Origin of the sequence: Micavibrio sp. TMED2 (assembly GCA_002168225.1) — a bacterium.
In the GTDB taxonomy this organism is placed as follows: domain Bacteria; phylum Pseudomonadota; class Alphaproteobacteria; order TMED2; family TMED2; genus TMED2.
This window is the reverse complement of the sequence record NHBH01000001.1, coordinates 451,433-466,574: the sequence shown is the minus strand read 5'-3', so window position 1 is coordinate 466,574 and position 15,142 is coordinate 451,433. Positions and strand designations below refer to the sequence as shown.

General features: G+C 62.0%; 16 protein-coding genes, 1 tRNA gene and 1 riboswitch. Of the genes, 11 read left to right on the top strand and 6 right to left on the bottom strand.

The annotated features are described in order from the left end of the window. Positions 1-136 precede the first annotated feature (136 nt). On the top strand, positions 137-1,207 hold the full coding sequence (locus CBB62_02285) for a hypothetical protein (protein OUT41208.1): 1,071 nt from the start codon (positions 137-139) through the stop codon (positions 1,205-1,207). Positions 1,208-1,220: 13 nt separating this feature from the next. Here the strand turns inward: CBB62_02285 and CBB62_02280 are convergent, their stop codons facing one another. Continuing rightward, positions 1,221-1,787 (bottom strand): hypothetical protein, encoded by a 567-nt coding sequence (locus CBB62_02280; protein OUT41207.1) that lies wholly within the window; start codon positions 1,785-1,787, stop codon positions 1,221-1,223. A gap of 59 nt (positions 1,788-1,846) precedes the next feature. Continuing rightward, on the bottom strand, positions 1,847-2,911 hold the full coding sequence (locus tag CBB62_02275; GenBank protein ID OUT41206.1) for a tRNA (adenosine(37)-N6)-threonylcarbamoyltransferase complex transferase subunit TsaD: 1,065 nt from the start codon (positions 2,909-2,911) through the stop codon (positions 1,847-1,849). Positions 2,912-3,076: 165 nt separating this feature from the next. Between CBB62_02275 and CBB62_02270 the strand changes: the two genes are divergently transcribed. From CBB62_02270 to CBB62_02245, 6 genes are all read left to right on the top strand, one after another. Beyond that, positions 3,077-4,009, top strand: a complete 933-nt coding sequence (locus CBB62_02270) for a hydroxymethylbilane synthase (GenBank protein OUT41205.1) — start codon at positions 3,077-3,079, stop codon at positions 4,007-4,009. A 118-nt stretch (positions 4,010-4,127) separates the two neighbouring features. Further along, positions 4,128-4,874, top strand: coding sequence for a hypothetical protein (locus CBB62_02265; protein ID OUT41204.1), 747 nt, complete (start codon positions 4,128-4,130; stop codon positions 4,872-4,874). 205 nt (positions 4,875-5,079) lie between these two features. Then, positions 5,080-6,621 (top strand): hypothetical protein, encoded by a 1,542-nt coding sequence (locus tag CBB62_02260; protein OUT41203.1) that lies wholly within the window; start codon positions 5,080-5,082, stop codon positions 6,619-6,621. Beyond that, positions 6,618-8,060, top strand: coding sequence for a hypothetical protein (locus CBB62_02255; protein OUT41202.1), 1,443 nt, complete (start codon positions 6,618-6,620; stop codon positions 8,058-8,060). The genes CBB62_02260 and CBB62_02255 overlap by 4 nt, the downstream gene beginning before the upstream one ends. A gap of 143 nt (positions 8,061-8,203) precedes the next feature. Then, positions 8,204-8,279 (top strand) — tRNA-Thr (locus CBB62_02250). A 30-nt stretch (positions 8,280-8,309) separates the two neighbouring features. Beyond that, positions 8,310-8,759: a hypothetical protein gene (locus tag CBB62_02245; GenBank protein ID OUT41201.1), complete on the top strand. Its 450-nt coding sequence runs from the start codon at positions 8,310-8,312 to the stop codon at positions 8,757-8,759. Between the two features lie 242 nt (positions 8,760-9,001). Here CBB62_02245 and CBB62_02240 read toward each other — a convergent pair whose 3' ends face one another. Next, the gene (locus CBB62_02240; GenBank protein ID OUT41200.1) at positions 9,002-9,640 is read right to left on the bottom strand and encodes a transporter; all 639 of its coding nucleotides are present in this window, start codon (positions 9,638-9,640) and stop codon (positions 9,002-9,004) included. Positions 9,641-9,777: 137 nt separating this feature from the next. Next, a riboswitch (TPP riboswitch) is annotated at positions 9,778-9,870 on the top strand. Between the two features lie 61 nt (positions 9,871-9,931). Between CBB62_02240 and CBB62_02235 the strand changes: the two genes are divergently transcribed. The 4 genes from CBB62_02235 (at position 9,932) to CBB62_02220 (ending at position 13,219) form a co-directional block, all read left to right on the top strand. Continuing rightward, the gene (locus tag CBB62_02235) at positions 9,932-10,735 is read left to right on the top strand and encodes a hydroxyethylthiazole kinase (GenBank protein OUT41199.1); all 804 of its coding nucleotides are present in this window, start codon (positions 9,932-9,934) and stop codon (positions 10,733-10,735) included. Then, entirely contained in the window at positions 10,732-11,355 is a 624-nt protein-coding gene (locus CBB62_02230; protein ID OUT41198.1) for a thiamine-phosphate diphosphorylase, read from the top strand. The genes CBB62_02235 and CBB62_02230 overlap by 4 nt, the downstream gene beginning before the upstream one ends. A gap of 8 nt (positions 11,356-11,363) precedes the next feature. Next, positions 11,364-12,167 carry a bifunctional hydroxymethylpyrimidine kinase/phosphomethylpyrimidine kinase gene (locus CBB62_02225; protein ID OUT42595.1) on the top strand — a complete coding sequence of 268 codons (804 nt, stop codon included), beginning with the start codon at positions 11,364-11,366 and terminating at the stop codon, positions 12,165-12,167. A gap of 143 nt (positions 12,168-12,310) precedes the next feature. Continuing rightward, entirely contained in the window at positions 12,311-13,219 is a 909-nt protein-coding gene (locus CBB62_02220) for an EamA family transporter (protein OUT42594.1), read from the top strand. A gap of 6 nt (positions 13,220-13,225) precedes the next feature. Here the strand turns inward: CBB62_02220 and CBB62_02215 are convergent, their stop codons facing one another. The 3 genes from CBB62_02215 to CBB62_02205 all read right to left on the bottom strand — a co-directional run bounded on the left by CBB62_02215 (position 13,226) and on the right by CBB62_02205 (position 15,031). After that, positions 13,226-14,038 carry a hypothetical protein gene (locus CBB62_02215; GenBank protein OUT41197.1) on the bottom strand — a complete coding sequence of 271 codons (813 nt, stop codon included), beginning with the start codon at positions 14,036-14,038 and terminating at the stop codon, positions 13,226-13,228. 131 nt (positions 14,039-14,169) lie between these two features. Then, positions 14,170-14,628: a hypothetical protein gene (locus CBB62_02210; protein OUT41196.1), complete on the bottom strand. Its 459-nt coding sequence runs from the start codon at positions 14,626-14,628 to the stop codon at positions 14,170-14,172. A gap of 52 nt (positions 14,629-14,680) precedes the next feature. Next, on the bottom strand, positions 14,681-15,031 hold the full coding sequence (locus tag CBB62_02205; protein OUT41195.1) for a hypothetical protein: 351 nt from the start codon (positions 15,029-15,031) through the stop codon (positions 14,681-14,683). Between the last annotated feature and the right edge of the window lie 111 nt (positions 15,032-15,142).

The window sequence follows — 15,142 nt, the reverse complement described above, 5'->3', positions numbered from 1 at the left end:
AGCCTGAATGATGCGGCGACAGTAGCGCCGGTGACCGGCCACAGGCAAGCACGAGGCCGTACAGGCAAAAGCGTTTGCCGCAATTATTCCCAATCCGTGCCTTGCTGACAGCACAGTTTCCCCCACATTTGCTGTCATGACCTCTATCCAGCCGATCCCCGTGAGCAAACAACCGGACAGCAAGAGAACCGCACAGCGTATAGGCTGGCTCGGCCCGATCCTGCTGGCGACGGTGATCATTCTGCTCGCCCTGCCGCTTTCGGCGCTGCTCTGGGTCGCTACGCTCGACTGGCAGGACCCTATTGCCGCCCTGCCGCGCCCGGCGGGCAGCGGCACCGTCGAACGCCTGTTCGAGACGACAGATAATGGTCGCATCGTGACCGACTGGCAGTTGATGGATGAGGCGGTCGGCAAGGTGACCTTCGTTGTCGATCGCCCGCAACCGCCTGACACCGGCCTCTCGGCAGCAGGCAACACGCCCGTCCCGACCATCATCCTGCTCGGCGGCGCGCCGAAGGGCCGACAGGCACTGGCCTTCATGCCTGCGGTTGGTGAGAACGCCGTGGTCTCGCTCGACTGGCCGATGCCGATACCGGATGAAATGCCGAGAAGCTGGGGATTGCTGCCCGAGGCACCGGCCCTGCGCCGGGATATTCTGAGCGCGCCCGGCCAGATTGCCGCGGTTTATGACTGGCTGAGTGCACAGGACTGGGTGGACAGGGATCGTATCAGCCTGGTCGGCGTCTCCCTCGGTGCCATGATCGCCCCTTCGGCGCAGTTTCTGATCGAGGAGGCATCAGCCGCCGACAAGCCGCTGGCGGCAAGTCTGCTGGCCTTTGGCGGCGTTGATATTCCAGCGATGATCGAGGCCAATCCGGCCCTCGGCAACAGCCCATGGCTGCGCGATAACCCGTCACGGCTGGCATGGCTCGGCTGGCTGGCTGGCAAGATGCTTGCCCCGATTGAGCCTGCCCATTACCTGCCCCGGCTGAACGGGCAGTTTCTGGTGGTCACCGCATCGCGCGACGGCGTGATCCCGAAAGCATCGGCGGAGCGGATGATTGCGCTGACGCCGGAGCCAAAGGATATGGTCGCCATCACCGGAGGCCATATCGGCCCGGACCCGGAAACGCCACGCATCCTGCGCACCCTGAGCGGTATTGCGACCGGCTGGATGCTCGGGCTGGATGTGGTCAATCCGCCCTAGACTCTACTGACGATCAGTTTGGCGCTACAACCGGCTGTTGCAGCAGGGCCCAGGCAGCGGCGCGGGCATATTCGGTCGCCTCATTGGCACCGAACAGCCGAGCCTCGGCAATCGTGCCCTCGACCAGCAGGAACAGCTGGCGGCCCAGCACCTGCGCATTCTCGGGATCATGGCTGGCGGCACGGGTACAGAGATCGCCGAGCAGCTTCTGCTTGTGTTCGCGGGCGAGGGACACCAGCGCCGGCTCGGTATCGGCAAATTCGCCCAGCGCCTTCAGGAACATGCAGCCATGGGCGGTCACCCCGGTCAGCCAGTCGCCGATTGCATCAATCGCCGCCAGCACATAATCGCCATGGGCCGCATGGTGCATGGCTGCGGTTTCGGCATAAAATTTCCAGAACCGCTGGTCGCGATGCTGAAGCACCGCTTCGACCAGCACGGTTTTCGAGGCAAAATGGCGATAGAGCGTGCGCGGGCTGACCCCGGCCTTCTCGATCACGGCATCAATGCCGACCGCATGAAACCCGCGTTCGTCAAAAAGCGCCTCGGCGGCGTTGAGAATGTCTTCCTGCTTGCTCATGACCAAACGGTATAAGAAGCGTTATCGCATCGTGCAAGATTATTTGCGCAACCAGTTGCTCAGGCTGCGGTCATTTCCTGCAGCGGCCAGCGTGGACGTGGCTTGAAATCCAGCGCATCGATCATTCCGGCAGCGTAACGCTCAAGCCCTGCCCATGCGATCATCGCGGCATTATCGGTGCAGAGCGCCAGTGGCGGGGCGGCAAAACCGAAGCCCTGCTCCACCGCCAGCGCCTGCAGGGATGCCCGCAGATACTGGTTCGCCGCCACCCCGCCCGCGACCACAAAGCTGTGCCCGGTGCCAAACTCGCCGACAAACCGCTCCATCGCCCGGCGGCTGCGGCTGACCAGCACATCGGCGACAGCAGCCTGAAAACTGGCGCAAAGGTCGCTCAGCCGCTGGCGATCCTGTGCCCCCGCCGGCCAGCTCTCCACCACATTGCGCACAGCGGTTTTCATGCCGGAGAAGGAGAAATCACACCCCGGCTTGTGCAGCATCGGGCGCGGCAGGTCATAGGCTTCGGGATCGCCGTCCCGCGCCAATACCTCAACGGCAGGCCCGCCGGGATAGCCGAGGCCGATCAGCTTGGCCGATTTGTCGAACGCCTCACCGACCGCATCATCCTGCGTGCTGCCGAGCAGGGTATAGCGGCCAACGCCCTCGACGCTCAGCAACTGGCAATGGCCGCCAGAGACCAGCAAAAGCAGGAACGGAAAGCTGACCCCGTCGGTGAGGCGTGCGGTCAGCGCATGGCCTTCCAGATGATTGACCGCGACAAACGGCTTGTTATGGGCAAGGGCGATGGATTTCGCCATGGTCACGCCGACCATGACCCCCCCGATCAGACCCGGCCCACCGGTCGCGGCAATGGCATCGAGGTCCGACCAGTCAAGCCCGGTCTCTTCCATCGCGGCCCGGATCAACCCGTCGAGATAGGCAAGGTGGCTGCGGGCGGCGATTTCCGGCACCACGCCCTTATACAGGGCATGGGCATCAATCTGGCTCAGCAACTGCTGGGACAGCAGCCTGCCCGGCACGCGCAGGTGACCGGCATCGTCACGATCGGTCTCAACGATCGCGGCGGCGGTTTCATCACAGCTGGTTTCAATACCGAGAATACGCATGGGGCATGGATGCCGGGGTCAATCTGTCCTATACAGGCCAACCGGATAATGCGGCTGGCAATTTAGTGCTTCCAATCGCCCGTTCGCTCTGCTTTGTCAAATGCCGCAGGCACATTGCCGATTATCCCGCCCGATTTCACGACTTGCCCCGGCCAGATAAATCCCATGCCCTCACTGCCCGATATTATCTATCTCAGCACCCGCGCCTCCCCCCTCGCCGTGGCCCAGGCGGAGATGGTGCGCGATGCCTTGCTTCACGCCCATCCGACGATCGAGCCGGACCGTATTCAGCTGCTGACCATGACCACCACTGGCGACCAGATACAGGATCGCACCCTGATGGAAGCGGGCGGCAAGGGCCTGTTTACCAAGGAAATCGAGGATGCGCTGATTGATAGCCGGGCCAGCCTCGCCATTCATTCCATGAAGGATGTACCGACCGAATTGCCGCCGGGGCTGGTCATCGACTGCCTGCTGCCGCGCGCCGATGCCCGCGATGCCTTTATCTCACCCGAGGCGACCTCAATCGACGACTTGCCACAGGGCGCGGTGCTCGGCACCGCCAGCATCCGCAGGCAGGCGCTGGTCAAGCGACTGCGGCCCGATCTTGAGGTCATCCCGTTCCGCGGCAATGTCCAGACCCGCCTGCGCAAATTGCGGCAGGGCGAGGCAGCCGCCACCTTCCTCGCGGTGGCCGGTCTCGACCGCCTCGGCAATACGGAAGTGATCACCAACGTCATGGACCCTGAACAGATGCTGCCAGCGGTTGCGCAAGGTGCCATCGGTATCCAGCGCCGCACGGATGATGCGGCGATGGCCGAGTTGCTGGCACCGCTCAACTGCAGCACTACAACTGCCTGTGTCAGCGCCGAGCGCGCCATGCTGGCCGTGCTCGACGGCTCCTGCCGGACACCGATTGCCGGTTATGCGCTGCCGGACGTCACCAGCGGTTCGCTCTGGCTGCGTGGCTCGATCACCCGGCCCGATGGCGGCTATCACCGGGAGGCGGATATTCGCGGACCAATGGAAAACGCCCGGGAACTGGGCTACGAGCTGGGCCAAATTCTGCGCCCGGACCTGCCGCTGGTTCAGCCCTGATCGACCTGTACGGGTAAGAAAATTACCTTTGTCCCATATTTGACTGGTGCGATGTGACCAAGCCTCGTTATGATCGCGTCCCGGATCAACAGCCTGTCTCCAGAGTCACCAGTATCAGATGGCAAAAGTCCTACTGACCCGTCCGCATGACCAGTCCCAGTCATTGACCCAGAAACTCGCGGTTCATGACCTTGAGACACTCATCGCCCCCATGCTGGAAATTGAATCCATGGTGGCCTCGATCCCGCCATTGCAGCATGCCCAGGGCCTGATCTTCTGTAGCCCCAGCGCGGTCACCATGTTTGATAAACGGTGCAGCGAAAATGGCGTTGAAGCATCAGAGGTACCGGCCTTCTGTGTTGGTCAGGGCACCAAGACCATGGCGGAAAATTGCGGTTTCAAGACCGTTATCAGCGCCGATGGCGATGCCAAGGATCTGATGCGTCTGATCCTGACCCAGACCCGCCCGGATCGCGGCGTTATGGTGCATGTGCGCGGCGCCGATGTGACCAAGGATTTCGCCAAGCTGCTGCTGAAATACGGTTACCAGACCGAAAGTACGGTTATCTATAATGCACGTACGGCTGATTCCGTTGAAACAGCGGCTATGAATGCCATGTATGCCGGTGAGATCGGCTATGTGATGTTCTTCTCCACCCGCACGGCACAGGCCTTCGTCACCCTTGCCAAAAGCCAGGGTTTTGCCGCCGCCGCACCCCAGATGACCGCGATCTGCATGTCAGATCAGGTTGCCGAGGCGGCGCGGATCGGCGTGGCGTGGCGCTCCGTACGTGTTGCGCATGAACCGAATGAAAATGCCATGATCGAGACCCTGCGCGATGCTGTCAGCGCGCTCGGCGGCTGATATCAACCGGTACGCATTCCGATCCCGCTGCAAATACTTGTACCCTGTTGCAGTGCGTGTATGCTGCGACAGGTACACACGAATAATGGCCGGCCCGTCCTGATCCGCGCCATGACAGAAATTTCCGCCAGCCTGCGCGCCGGATCACGCCCCGCGACATATCCGGTCGGCACAATATCTGGCAAAACATAAAGAGTGCCTGCCCATGAGCGCCGATACGTCTTCCGCCGATCCCAAGCAAACAGCAACCGAGGAACTGATCGCTGCCTTCTCCGGCATCCGTCCCATGGCGAAAAAGCTGGATATCCCGGTAACCACGGTTCAGGGCTGGAAGAAACGACAGGCAATCCCGACAAACCGTCATGAGGAAATCGCCGAGGGTGCCAAAAAGCATGGCATTACCCTGCGTGACGGCCTGCTCGCCGAAACCGCACCCGATGAAACCGGCAGCAAACCCGACAGCACTGCGCCAAAAGCCGATACGATCAAGGCTGAGTCGGCAACCACCATGCCCGCAGCCGACAATGAGACGACAGCCAGTGAGCCACCAGCCACCGGCAAGGATGAGGCGCTGACCCGGGAACAGGCAGACGAGGCCTCACCAACCGCCACCGACAAGGCGCGGCAGGTGAAAAACCATATTGCCGAACAGCGCGGCGAGAAACCGAAGGAACCAGCCGATGGTTCTGGCAGCCTGAAAGCCCCGGAAGAGGTGAAGGCCACCACCCCGCTGGCCGATGCCGCAGTCGACACCACTACCCCGCACCATAAATCGAGTGGCGGAGCCGGTGGCATTGCCGTTGCGGTGGCCGTCCTGTCGCTGGCCGCCGTGCTGACGGCACCATATTGGCAATATCCGCTCTATGGCAGCCTCGGCCTGCCCTTGCCCGCTGATCCGAATGCCGAAAGACTGGAGAACCTGTCATCCCGGCTGGAGGAATTGCGCGACGACTTCCGTGTGGTCAGCCAGCGTCCACAGGGGATCAGCCAGCAGCGCTTTACTGCAGCCTTGCAGCAAATCGACACCCGGCTGGAAGAGCTGGAGAGCAGCATTGCCTATGGCCTCGCCGAGAACAATGGCGGGGGCGTTTCCCCACAGGCGTTTGAACGCCTGCGCCGAGATATCGGTCGTGATCTGGCACCGATTGCCGAAACCGTTGACGAGTTGGAAAGCGCGCTGGTCGCACTGCAATCCGAACAGCGCAACGCCATGCCGGCCCGCGCCGCCAGCTTTGTTCTCGCCAGCGGCAATCTGGTCACCGCCGCGCGCAGCAGCAAACCTTTCGGCACCGAAATGAATGCGGTGCAAGCTTTGGCCCCTACCGGTCCAGAGGCCAAGGATATCCTCAACCGCCTCGCTCAGTATGCCGAGCGCGGCGCACCGACCGCCAGCGAACTGGCGGCACAGCTCGGCCATCAGGCCGGTGACGCCTTGGCCGCCATTCGGATGAATGAAGAGCAATCGACGCTTGAACAGACAATCGGTCGGTTGCAGTCGCTGATTACGGTCCGTCAGGCACCGGGCGAGGTCGAAGGCGATACCCCACCGGCCCTGTTGGCCCGCGCCGAATATCGTCTGCAGAACGGCGATGTGGAAGCGGCTTATGCCCTGACCGACCGGTTGCCAGAACCGGCGATCGAGGCGCTGGCCGACTGGCGCGAGCAAGCCCTGCGCCGGATCAGTGTCGATGAGGCCCTGAGCCAACTGATCGCACTCTCCGCCAGCACTGCGGAGGCCGAACAATGATCAAAATTATCGGCTATGCCCTCAAAATCGCGGTTGTTGTCGCCATCGGCTACTGGCTGGTGGAGCATCCCGGCGACCTGACGCTCGAATGGCAGGGACAGGTGATCGAGACCACGACCCCGGTTGTCGCCCTGATCCTGCTGGTACTGATCATTCTCACATCGCTCATCTATCACGGCTACAAGCGCCTCGCTGCCGCCCCCGGACGATTCGGATCATGGCGTCATGGTAAGAAGCGCAGCCAGGGCTATGAGGCCCTGACCAAGGGGCTGATCTCGGTTGCGGCCGGTGATGGCAACATGGCCGGACGGCAGGCCAACAAGGCCCGCAAGCTGCTGAAGGATGCCCCGCTGACCCTGCTGCTCTCGGCACAGGCGGCGCAGATCAGCGGCGATGTCAAGGCAGCGCAGGACAGTTACCGCGCCATGGTCGAGCACCCCGATCTGGCATTTTTTGGCCTGCGCGGCCTGCTCAATCAGGAACTGAAAACCAATGGCCGCCGGGATGTGACCGGGGCGGTCAACCGCAATGCCCTGAAACTGGCGCGCGATGCCTTCCGGCTTGAGCCGACCAGCACATGGGTGGTGGAAACGCTCTACGATCTTGAAACCATTGCCGAGAATTATGATCGCGCCCTCGGTCTGGTCGACCAGATGCGCCGGATCGGCATGATCGACAAGGTGGAATCGAAGCACAAGCGCGGCATCATCATGATGGCCCGCAGCCTCGCCGCCGAAACCTATAATCGCCACCGCGATGCGCTCAACTTCGTCGCCAAGGCGGTGAAGCTGGCACCCACCTTCGCCCCGGCGGCGGCACGCTATGCCCGGCTGCTGGCCAAAGAAGGTAAGCTGCGCAAGGCCCGTGCGGTGATTGACAGCGCATGGCAAATCAATCCGCATCCGGAACTGATTGCAGTCTGGAAGGAATTTTCGCCCTATGAGGATGCCGAGGGCAGGCTCCGCTGGATGCGGCGGCTCTGTACCGGCAAGACCAATGAGGACCGGTTGGGGATCGCGCCCCTGCTGCTGGAAAATGCCCAGTGGAACGAGGCCCGCACCCTGCTGACCGAAGCACTCGAGAACAAGGGCGGCATTCGCGTCCTGCGCCTGCTGGCGGATCTGGAGATCAAGGAAGCCAATGATTCATTTGCGGCCGGGCAGTGGTTGAGCATGGCCGAAGAACGGCCACCGGCACCCTGCTGGGTCTCTCTTGAAACGGGTGCCACGCAATCGGTCTGGACGCCGTTCAGCGTCGATACCGGTCGCTTTGACATCCTGCACTGGCTGGTACCGGCCCCGGCAGGCACCAATGTGAAGGCACTGGCCAGCCCGGATGCCGCCCCGGCCAAACCGGCCCCGCCCCCGGCGACCCAGACCATCGATGCGCAGTATCAGGAGGTCGAGGACCAATCGACCGCTACGGCGGCCAGCCAGTAACCGCCGGGCTAGCTAACAGACTAACTACCGGGCCGGAATCACCGAAACACCGGGCCTGATGCAAACAAGCAATTGATCCGGGCGAATTGAGCGGTTATGTTCCGCGACCGTTGCCCGGATCGACATCCCGACCCCCGCAACACGCCGCAGTAGCTCAGTTGGTAGAGCACGTCATTCGTAATGATGGGGTCGGAGGTTCAAGTCCTCTCTGCGGCACCATTTCTTCTGCCCGGCAGAGGCAACCCGCCCATGTCCCAGCATCCCGAGATTACCGTGCGCCAGATTGCATCCGACGATGAGTTGTCGGCTTGCCTCGATATCCGCCGTGTCGTGTTCATTGATGAACAGGGCGTGAGTGAGGTGGAGGAAATGGATGGCAAGGAGCATATCTGCGACCACCTGATTGCCCTCGACGGCGACGAGGCTGTCGCCACCAGCCGCCTGAACTGGCTCGACGGCACAAAGCTGAAAATCCAGCGTGTTGCGGTGCTGAAGCCCTATCGCGGCTCCGGCATCGGCCTGAAAATGATCCGTGAGGCGATCCGTATCGGCAGTGAGCGCCCGGGCATCGGCATGGTGATCCTTGAGGCGCAGGTCAGCGCCATCGGCTTTTATGAAAAGATCGGTTTTGTCGCCGAAGGCCCGGTTTTCATGGATGCCGGGATCGAACACCGCCTGATGACCCTGCCGCTCGACTGATTTTTTACACGATATGTCCTGATTGCGGGAACCGAATGCCAGCCTGCGCGGTTACCTGATCAGCAATGCCTGTGGACCGTGGGCATGGGATTTGCCAAGTGCCGCAAGCTCGGGCTGTACGCTCCAGAAACTGCTGCAAGCGACTGCACCCTGTACAGCCGGATCTATGGCTACCCGGACTTCCCGAATGACTGAACCCTGATGGTATCAAAACCATCAGGGTTCAGCATTTATGGGGAAATTCAGGTCGCGCGTTTGGTCAGGGCGAGCCAGATGCCACCACCGAACAACGCCGTACCACCGATCACATCGAGAATGCCCCGGCGTTTGGCCGTCAGCAGCCCACCTGCCTTGCCCGCCGCAATGGCATAGGCGCTGTCGAGCACAGTGGCGACCAGCATGAAGGTCCCGCCGAGCAGCAGGGTCTGCGTGATAACCGCGCCGCCTGGCACCACGAATTGCGGGATGAAGGCACCGAAGAACAGCAGCGCCTTCGGGTTCGACCAGATTACCAGCACACCTTGCCAGAAATACTTCTGCCAGCGAAAAGACGCGGCATCGCGCGTGGCGGCAATCTCGGTATCTTCGTGTTTGTTCCGGTTCCGGATCATATTATAGCCGAGATAGATCAGATAGGCGGCACCGATCAGTTTGACGTAGACGAAGAGGGTGCCCATCGCCTCGATCACCAGTTGCAGCCCGGTAGCCAGTATCACCAGCATGACCGCCAGTCCGAGCTGGGTTCCTGCCACATTGGCCAGCCCGGCGCGTGAGCCGTGGCGCAGGGAATTGGCGATAATCACGGTAACCGTCGGACCGGGCACGATAACCACGGCAACACAGGCCAGCAGGAAGGTGAGATAGGTCGCAAGATCAAACATGACGGTAACATCCCAAAGAAAGGCCCAAAACCTGACATCGCAGAAGCAGGACATAAACTAAGCCATGAATGTTTTCCGGCGACAAGCATTGCCGAACGCCAGCGGGCAAACTATGTATTGGCACATATCGAGACGATATATCGAGACAGGGGCGCCGGGTGACCGGCTGAGATGTACCCTTTGAACCTGAACCGGATAATGCCGGCGGAGGGAGTCTGTCGATCACCCGCCCCCATCCGCATATGGCGCATTGATTGACGGTCCCTTCGGAACAGCCTGAGGGACCGAGACATGGCCAGCAACAGCATCAATCCGGGCGCGCATCTCGCCGCCATGCGCGATGCCACGCCGCTTGTGCAGAACATCACCAATTTCGTCGCCATGAATACCATGGCCAATATACAGCTCGCGGCCGGTGCCTCACCCGCCATGGTGCATGCGTTCGAGGAAGCGCCGGAATTTGTCGCCATCGCCCATGCGCTGACCATCAATATCGGCACCCTGTCCCCGGACTGGAGCAAGTCGATGCTGGCAACCGCCGCTGCGGCCAACAAGCACGGCAAGCCCTGGGTATTCGATCCGGTGGCAGCGGGTGCCACCACCTATCGCTGGGAAATCTCGACCCGGCTGATCGCCGAGAAACCAACCGTAACGCGCGGCAATGCCTCGGAGATCATGGCCCTGACCGGCCATGACAGCGCGGGCAAGGGTGCCGACAGCACCGATGCCGTCACCGATGCCCTGCAGGCAGCGACAGAGCTGACCGGCGTTACCGATGGCATTGTGGCAGTGAGCGGCGAGGCCGACTTCATCACCGATGGCAAGCGGCAAGCCGTGATCCGCAACGGCCATCGCCTGATGCCCAAGGTCACGGCGCTGGGCTGCGCGCTGAACGGCATCATCGGGGCCTTTGTCGCCACCGGTGACGACCCCTTCGCCGCCACGGTCTCGGCCATGGCCTATTACGGTCTGGCCGGTGAGCTCGCCGCCAAGGGAGCCAACGGACCGGGCAGCTTTGCCGTCAATTTCATCGATGCACTCGCCATCATTGATGATGAACACCTGAACCGTCACGCCCGGATTGAACTGTCATGAGCAAGTTTGACCTCACCCTCTATCTGGTCACCGATCCCTCGGCCCGGTCTGGCGTTATCGAAACGGCGGTTGCCGCCGCCAAAGCCGGGGCAACCGTCATTCAGCTGCGGGACAAGCATGCGAGTGATGCGGCGATGACCGAACAGGCCATTGCCCTGAAACAGGCACTTGCCCCTCATAGGGTGCCGCTGATCATCAATGATCGGCTGTCGGTTGCCTTGGCGAGCAGGGCCGATGGCCTGCATCTGGGCCAATCTGATGGCCAACTTTCCGTGGCCCGGCTGGCACTCGGCCCCGATGCCATCCTCGGCCTGTCGGTCGATCAGCCAGAGCATTTATCGGCGAAAGACATGGCAGCCGTGGATTATTTCGGGGTCGGACCTATTTTTCAAACCGCAACAAAGCCGGGCCATGCCACGCCCATCGGGTTTGATGGTCTGGCCGCGATCTGTCGGCGGACGGACAAGCCCTGCGTCGCCATCGGCGGACTGGACGAGCGCCATGCCCCCAGCGTGCGCCGATCACGGGCATCGGGCATGGCCGTGGTCTCTGCAATCTGCGCAGCCGATGACCCGGCACAGGCAACCCGAACCATTCTCCAGCGGTGGCAGGCAATATGAGCAAAAGCATGATCCCCAATATCCTGAGCATTGCCGGGTCAGATCCCTCGGGCGGGGCCGGTATTCAGGCCGATCTGAAGGCGATTTCGGCCAATGGCGGCTATGGCATGGCCGCCCTGACCGCGCTGACGGCACAGAACACCCGCGGCGTGCAGGCAGTGCTGGCCCTCGACCCGGATTTCCTCCGCCAGCAGCTGCAATCGATCTTCGACGATATCAGGGTCGATGCGATCAAGATCGGCGTGGTGGCCAATGCCAGCCTTGCCGGGGTGATCGCCGATGTGTTGGCTGATCATCCGGTGCCCCATGTGGTGCTCGATCCGGTCATGGTGGCCAAAGGTGGTGACCGGCTGCTGGCTGAAGACGCGATCGCGACAATCCGCGAACGTCTGTTGCCACTTGCCACAATCATCACCCCGAACCTGCCCGAGGCAGCGGTGCTGATCGACAGCGATGTCGACATAACCGAACGCGATGCCATGATCGGTGCAGCGCGGCAGTTGCAAATGATGGGTGCCCGCGCGGTGCTGATGAAGGGCGGGCATCTGGCCGACAGCACCAGCCCGGATTACCTGCTGACCCCCGCGGGCGACCAGTGGTTCGAGGCCCCGCGCATCGCCACCGACAACACGCACGGCACCGGTTGCACCCTGTCTGCCGCCCTTGCCACCCGGCTGGCACTGACCGGCGGCGACATGGTGCGCGCCGTCAGTGAAGCCAAGGCCTATCTCGGCGGGGCGATAGCGGCGGCGGGGCAGCTCGATGTCGGGCACGGCCATGGCCCGACCCATCATTTCTGGTATGCGAGCTAGGAACAGCAAGTATCGGGCTGCATCGGTTATTCTGCGGGGGCTAGGGTAGCGCATCCATCCCTAATAACGGCAGCACCATGACCCGAACCACAGCACCTGACAGCGCCACGCCCCTGACCAATACCGCCACGATCAACACGGTCATGGACTGGCGCAACTGGCTGTCGCTGATCATCCTGTCGATCCTCTGGGGCGGGTCGTTTTTCTTTGTCGAGATTGCGGTCCGCGATCTGCCGACCTTCACCATCGTCGTCTGCCGGGTGGTGCTGGCGGCGCTGATCCTCAATCTGGTGATGGTCATGCAGGGCCAGCACATGCCCAACCCGGCAACGGCAGCCGGTCGGCGCATCTGGGCTGCGTTTCTGGTCATGGGCCTGATCAACAACGCCATCCCGTTCAGCCTTATTGTCTGGGGACAGGCACATATCGCCTCGGGCGTGGCGTCAATCCTCAATGCAACGACACCGCTGTTTGCCGTCGTGGTTACCCATCTCATGACCAGCGATGAACGCATGACCCTGCCGCGCCTTGCCGGGGTGATACTCGGCATCATCGGCGTGGCGGTCCTGATCGGCGGCACCGCGTTGCAATCCCTCGGGGTCAATGTGGTGGCACAGCTGGCCGTGCTCGGCGCGGCCATCTCCTATGCCTTCGCCGGTACCTTCGGTCGCCGCTTCAAGACCATGGGCATCAGCCCGATCGCCACCGCCACCGGTCAGGTCAGCGCCTCCAGCCTGCTCATGCTGCCGCTCGTGCTCGCGGTGGATCAGCCATGGACGCTGGCCATGCCCTCAACCGGCACGGTTCTGGCCCTGATCGCGCTCGCCGCCTTATCGACCGCGCTCGCCTATATCCTGTATTTCCACATTCTGGCGAGTTCCGGGGCAACCAATGTGCTGCTGGTCACCTTTCTGGTGCCGGTCAGCGCCATCATGCTCGGCATCCTGTTCCTGAATGAAAGCCTCGGCACCAAGCATATCATCGGCATAGCGCTGATCGGCGCCGGACTGGCCGCCATCGACGGCCGCCTGCTGCGCTTGTTGAAGCGTTAGACCGGATCAGCGCTTGCGGGTGGGCACCGGTCCATGGGCCATGACGGCGGCGAGGCTGCCGCCGCGGCTCAGATTGGCGTGGAGCTGTTCCTTACCCGGTGTCTGGGCCAGTGCTGTCATCAGCGAGGTGCCGGCCTCATAATCGGCGGGCTGACCGATATTGTGATGCAGGTTCGCGCGCTGGATCACCAGCTTGGTTCTGAGCGCCTTGCCAGCCTCGCTGCGGATCTGGCCACCACCGGAGCGGGCCCAGACCATATCCATGTTTTCCTTAAGCGTCGGGATCTGTGATTCCACATGCAGGGCGCGGTGCAGGGTCTGCAGCTTGCCGGTATCGCAGACCCAGCGCGCCATCTGGCTGTTACCCGCCCGCACCCGCTCGGCGGTTTTCAGATAGCCATAGCGGTCTTTGGGAAACATCAGCCGGGCACCAATCATGCCGATACGCTGGCGGTCGGCCTTGGCCAGTTTCGCGTCACCAACCACATGATCGGCGATGCCGCGCACGACCTCATCCGCACGCGCCCATTCGGCAGCGGTATGCGGGTCCTGTATCTTGACCGGGGCAAACAACTCGGCCATGCGGGCACGGTCATGGGCGCGTTCGGCACGGGTCTGACGCCAGGCATCGGGAATGCCGAGGGCGGCGGCGGTACGATCCAGCCGCTCCCCCATGATGGCGGGAACCAGTTTCGCGCGCTCTTCCGGATTGCGCCGGGCGATGGCGGTCAGGCGGTCGGCAATGCCGGGCTGGCCCTGCAACATGGCCTGCAGATAATCACGATCCGCCGGGGCGATCTGGTTCAGTAAGGCGCGCATTGATTTTACCCCACCTCTTGTTTGCCGCTCTTTATATCACTTGGCCGTATATCACTTGGCTGTGCTTTCGCAGCGGGTGTGAACCGGTAAATACGCTTGATAGGCGAAAGTTGAAACCCGGCAGCGGCAGATCAGGGGCGCACAAAACGCAGGAGTGGCGTGCCGCCGGGATCGGCCAGATACAACTCGCCGCTGCGCAGCCACCACTGGCTGGCATTGCTCAACCGGCGCATGAAGTCCTCTTCCATCAGCCCTATCTCGCGCAGACAGGCGCGGCGGCTCATGCGCAAGGGCGATATGTTAAAATTGCCGCCGGTAAGGTCACCCTTGCCGCCATAACCGTTGCAGCCGGTGGAGCCTGAAATGCCGCCATCATTGCGAAAGGTGATGGTCTGGCCAACCCCGTCCGGTATTGCCTCCTCGGCCCGTGACATGCGCACCCGGGTCCAGACCGGACCGATCAGCTGCTTGATATGACCATCCTGCGCCGCAGCCGGTTGCGGCAGTACCGTCCCCAACGCGGTCAGAAACAGACCCAGCATAAGGGCGGTAAACAGGCCAGTGCCGATATGGCGGCGCATCCTCGTCATGATCCCGTATCCCTCGTTCGGCAGGGGGTGGTTGATGGCGATCAGCCTAGCATCATTCCTGTTCGAAATGGGTAATCACCGAGCCGGAACGGCGCATCACCACCACAACGCTGCCCGGCTGTTGCTTAAACCGAACAATCGCCTGCACCCGCTCGACGATATCCTCGACGCTGTTGCGCCGGATCGCCAGCAGCTGAATGTCGCCGATGGCAGCAGGGACGAAGCCCAGATCCTCGACCACATAGTCGCGCGCAACCTGCTTATAATCATAAGGCACATCGATATAGCTGTCATGCTGGCCAAATCTGATGCCGCCCTCCTGAGCCAGGGCCGGGCTCTGGCCCATGACCAGACCGGTAACGGCAAGACCGAGCATGACTGCGAAGGAAGTACGGTTCAGCATGGAAATTCCTTGATTGAGTAACAGGCAGGGCATGTACAGGAAATGGGATCGCGCCATCCGGCACACAAGCCCATGACCGTTATGGCACAGATTACGCGATCGGCACCTGCC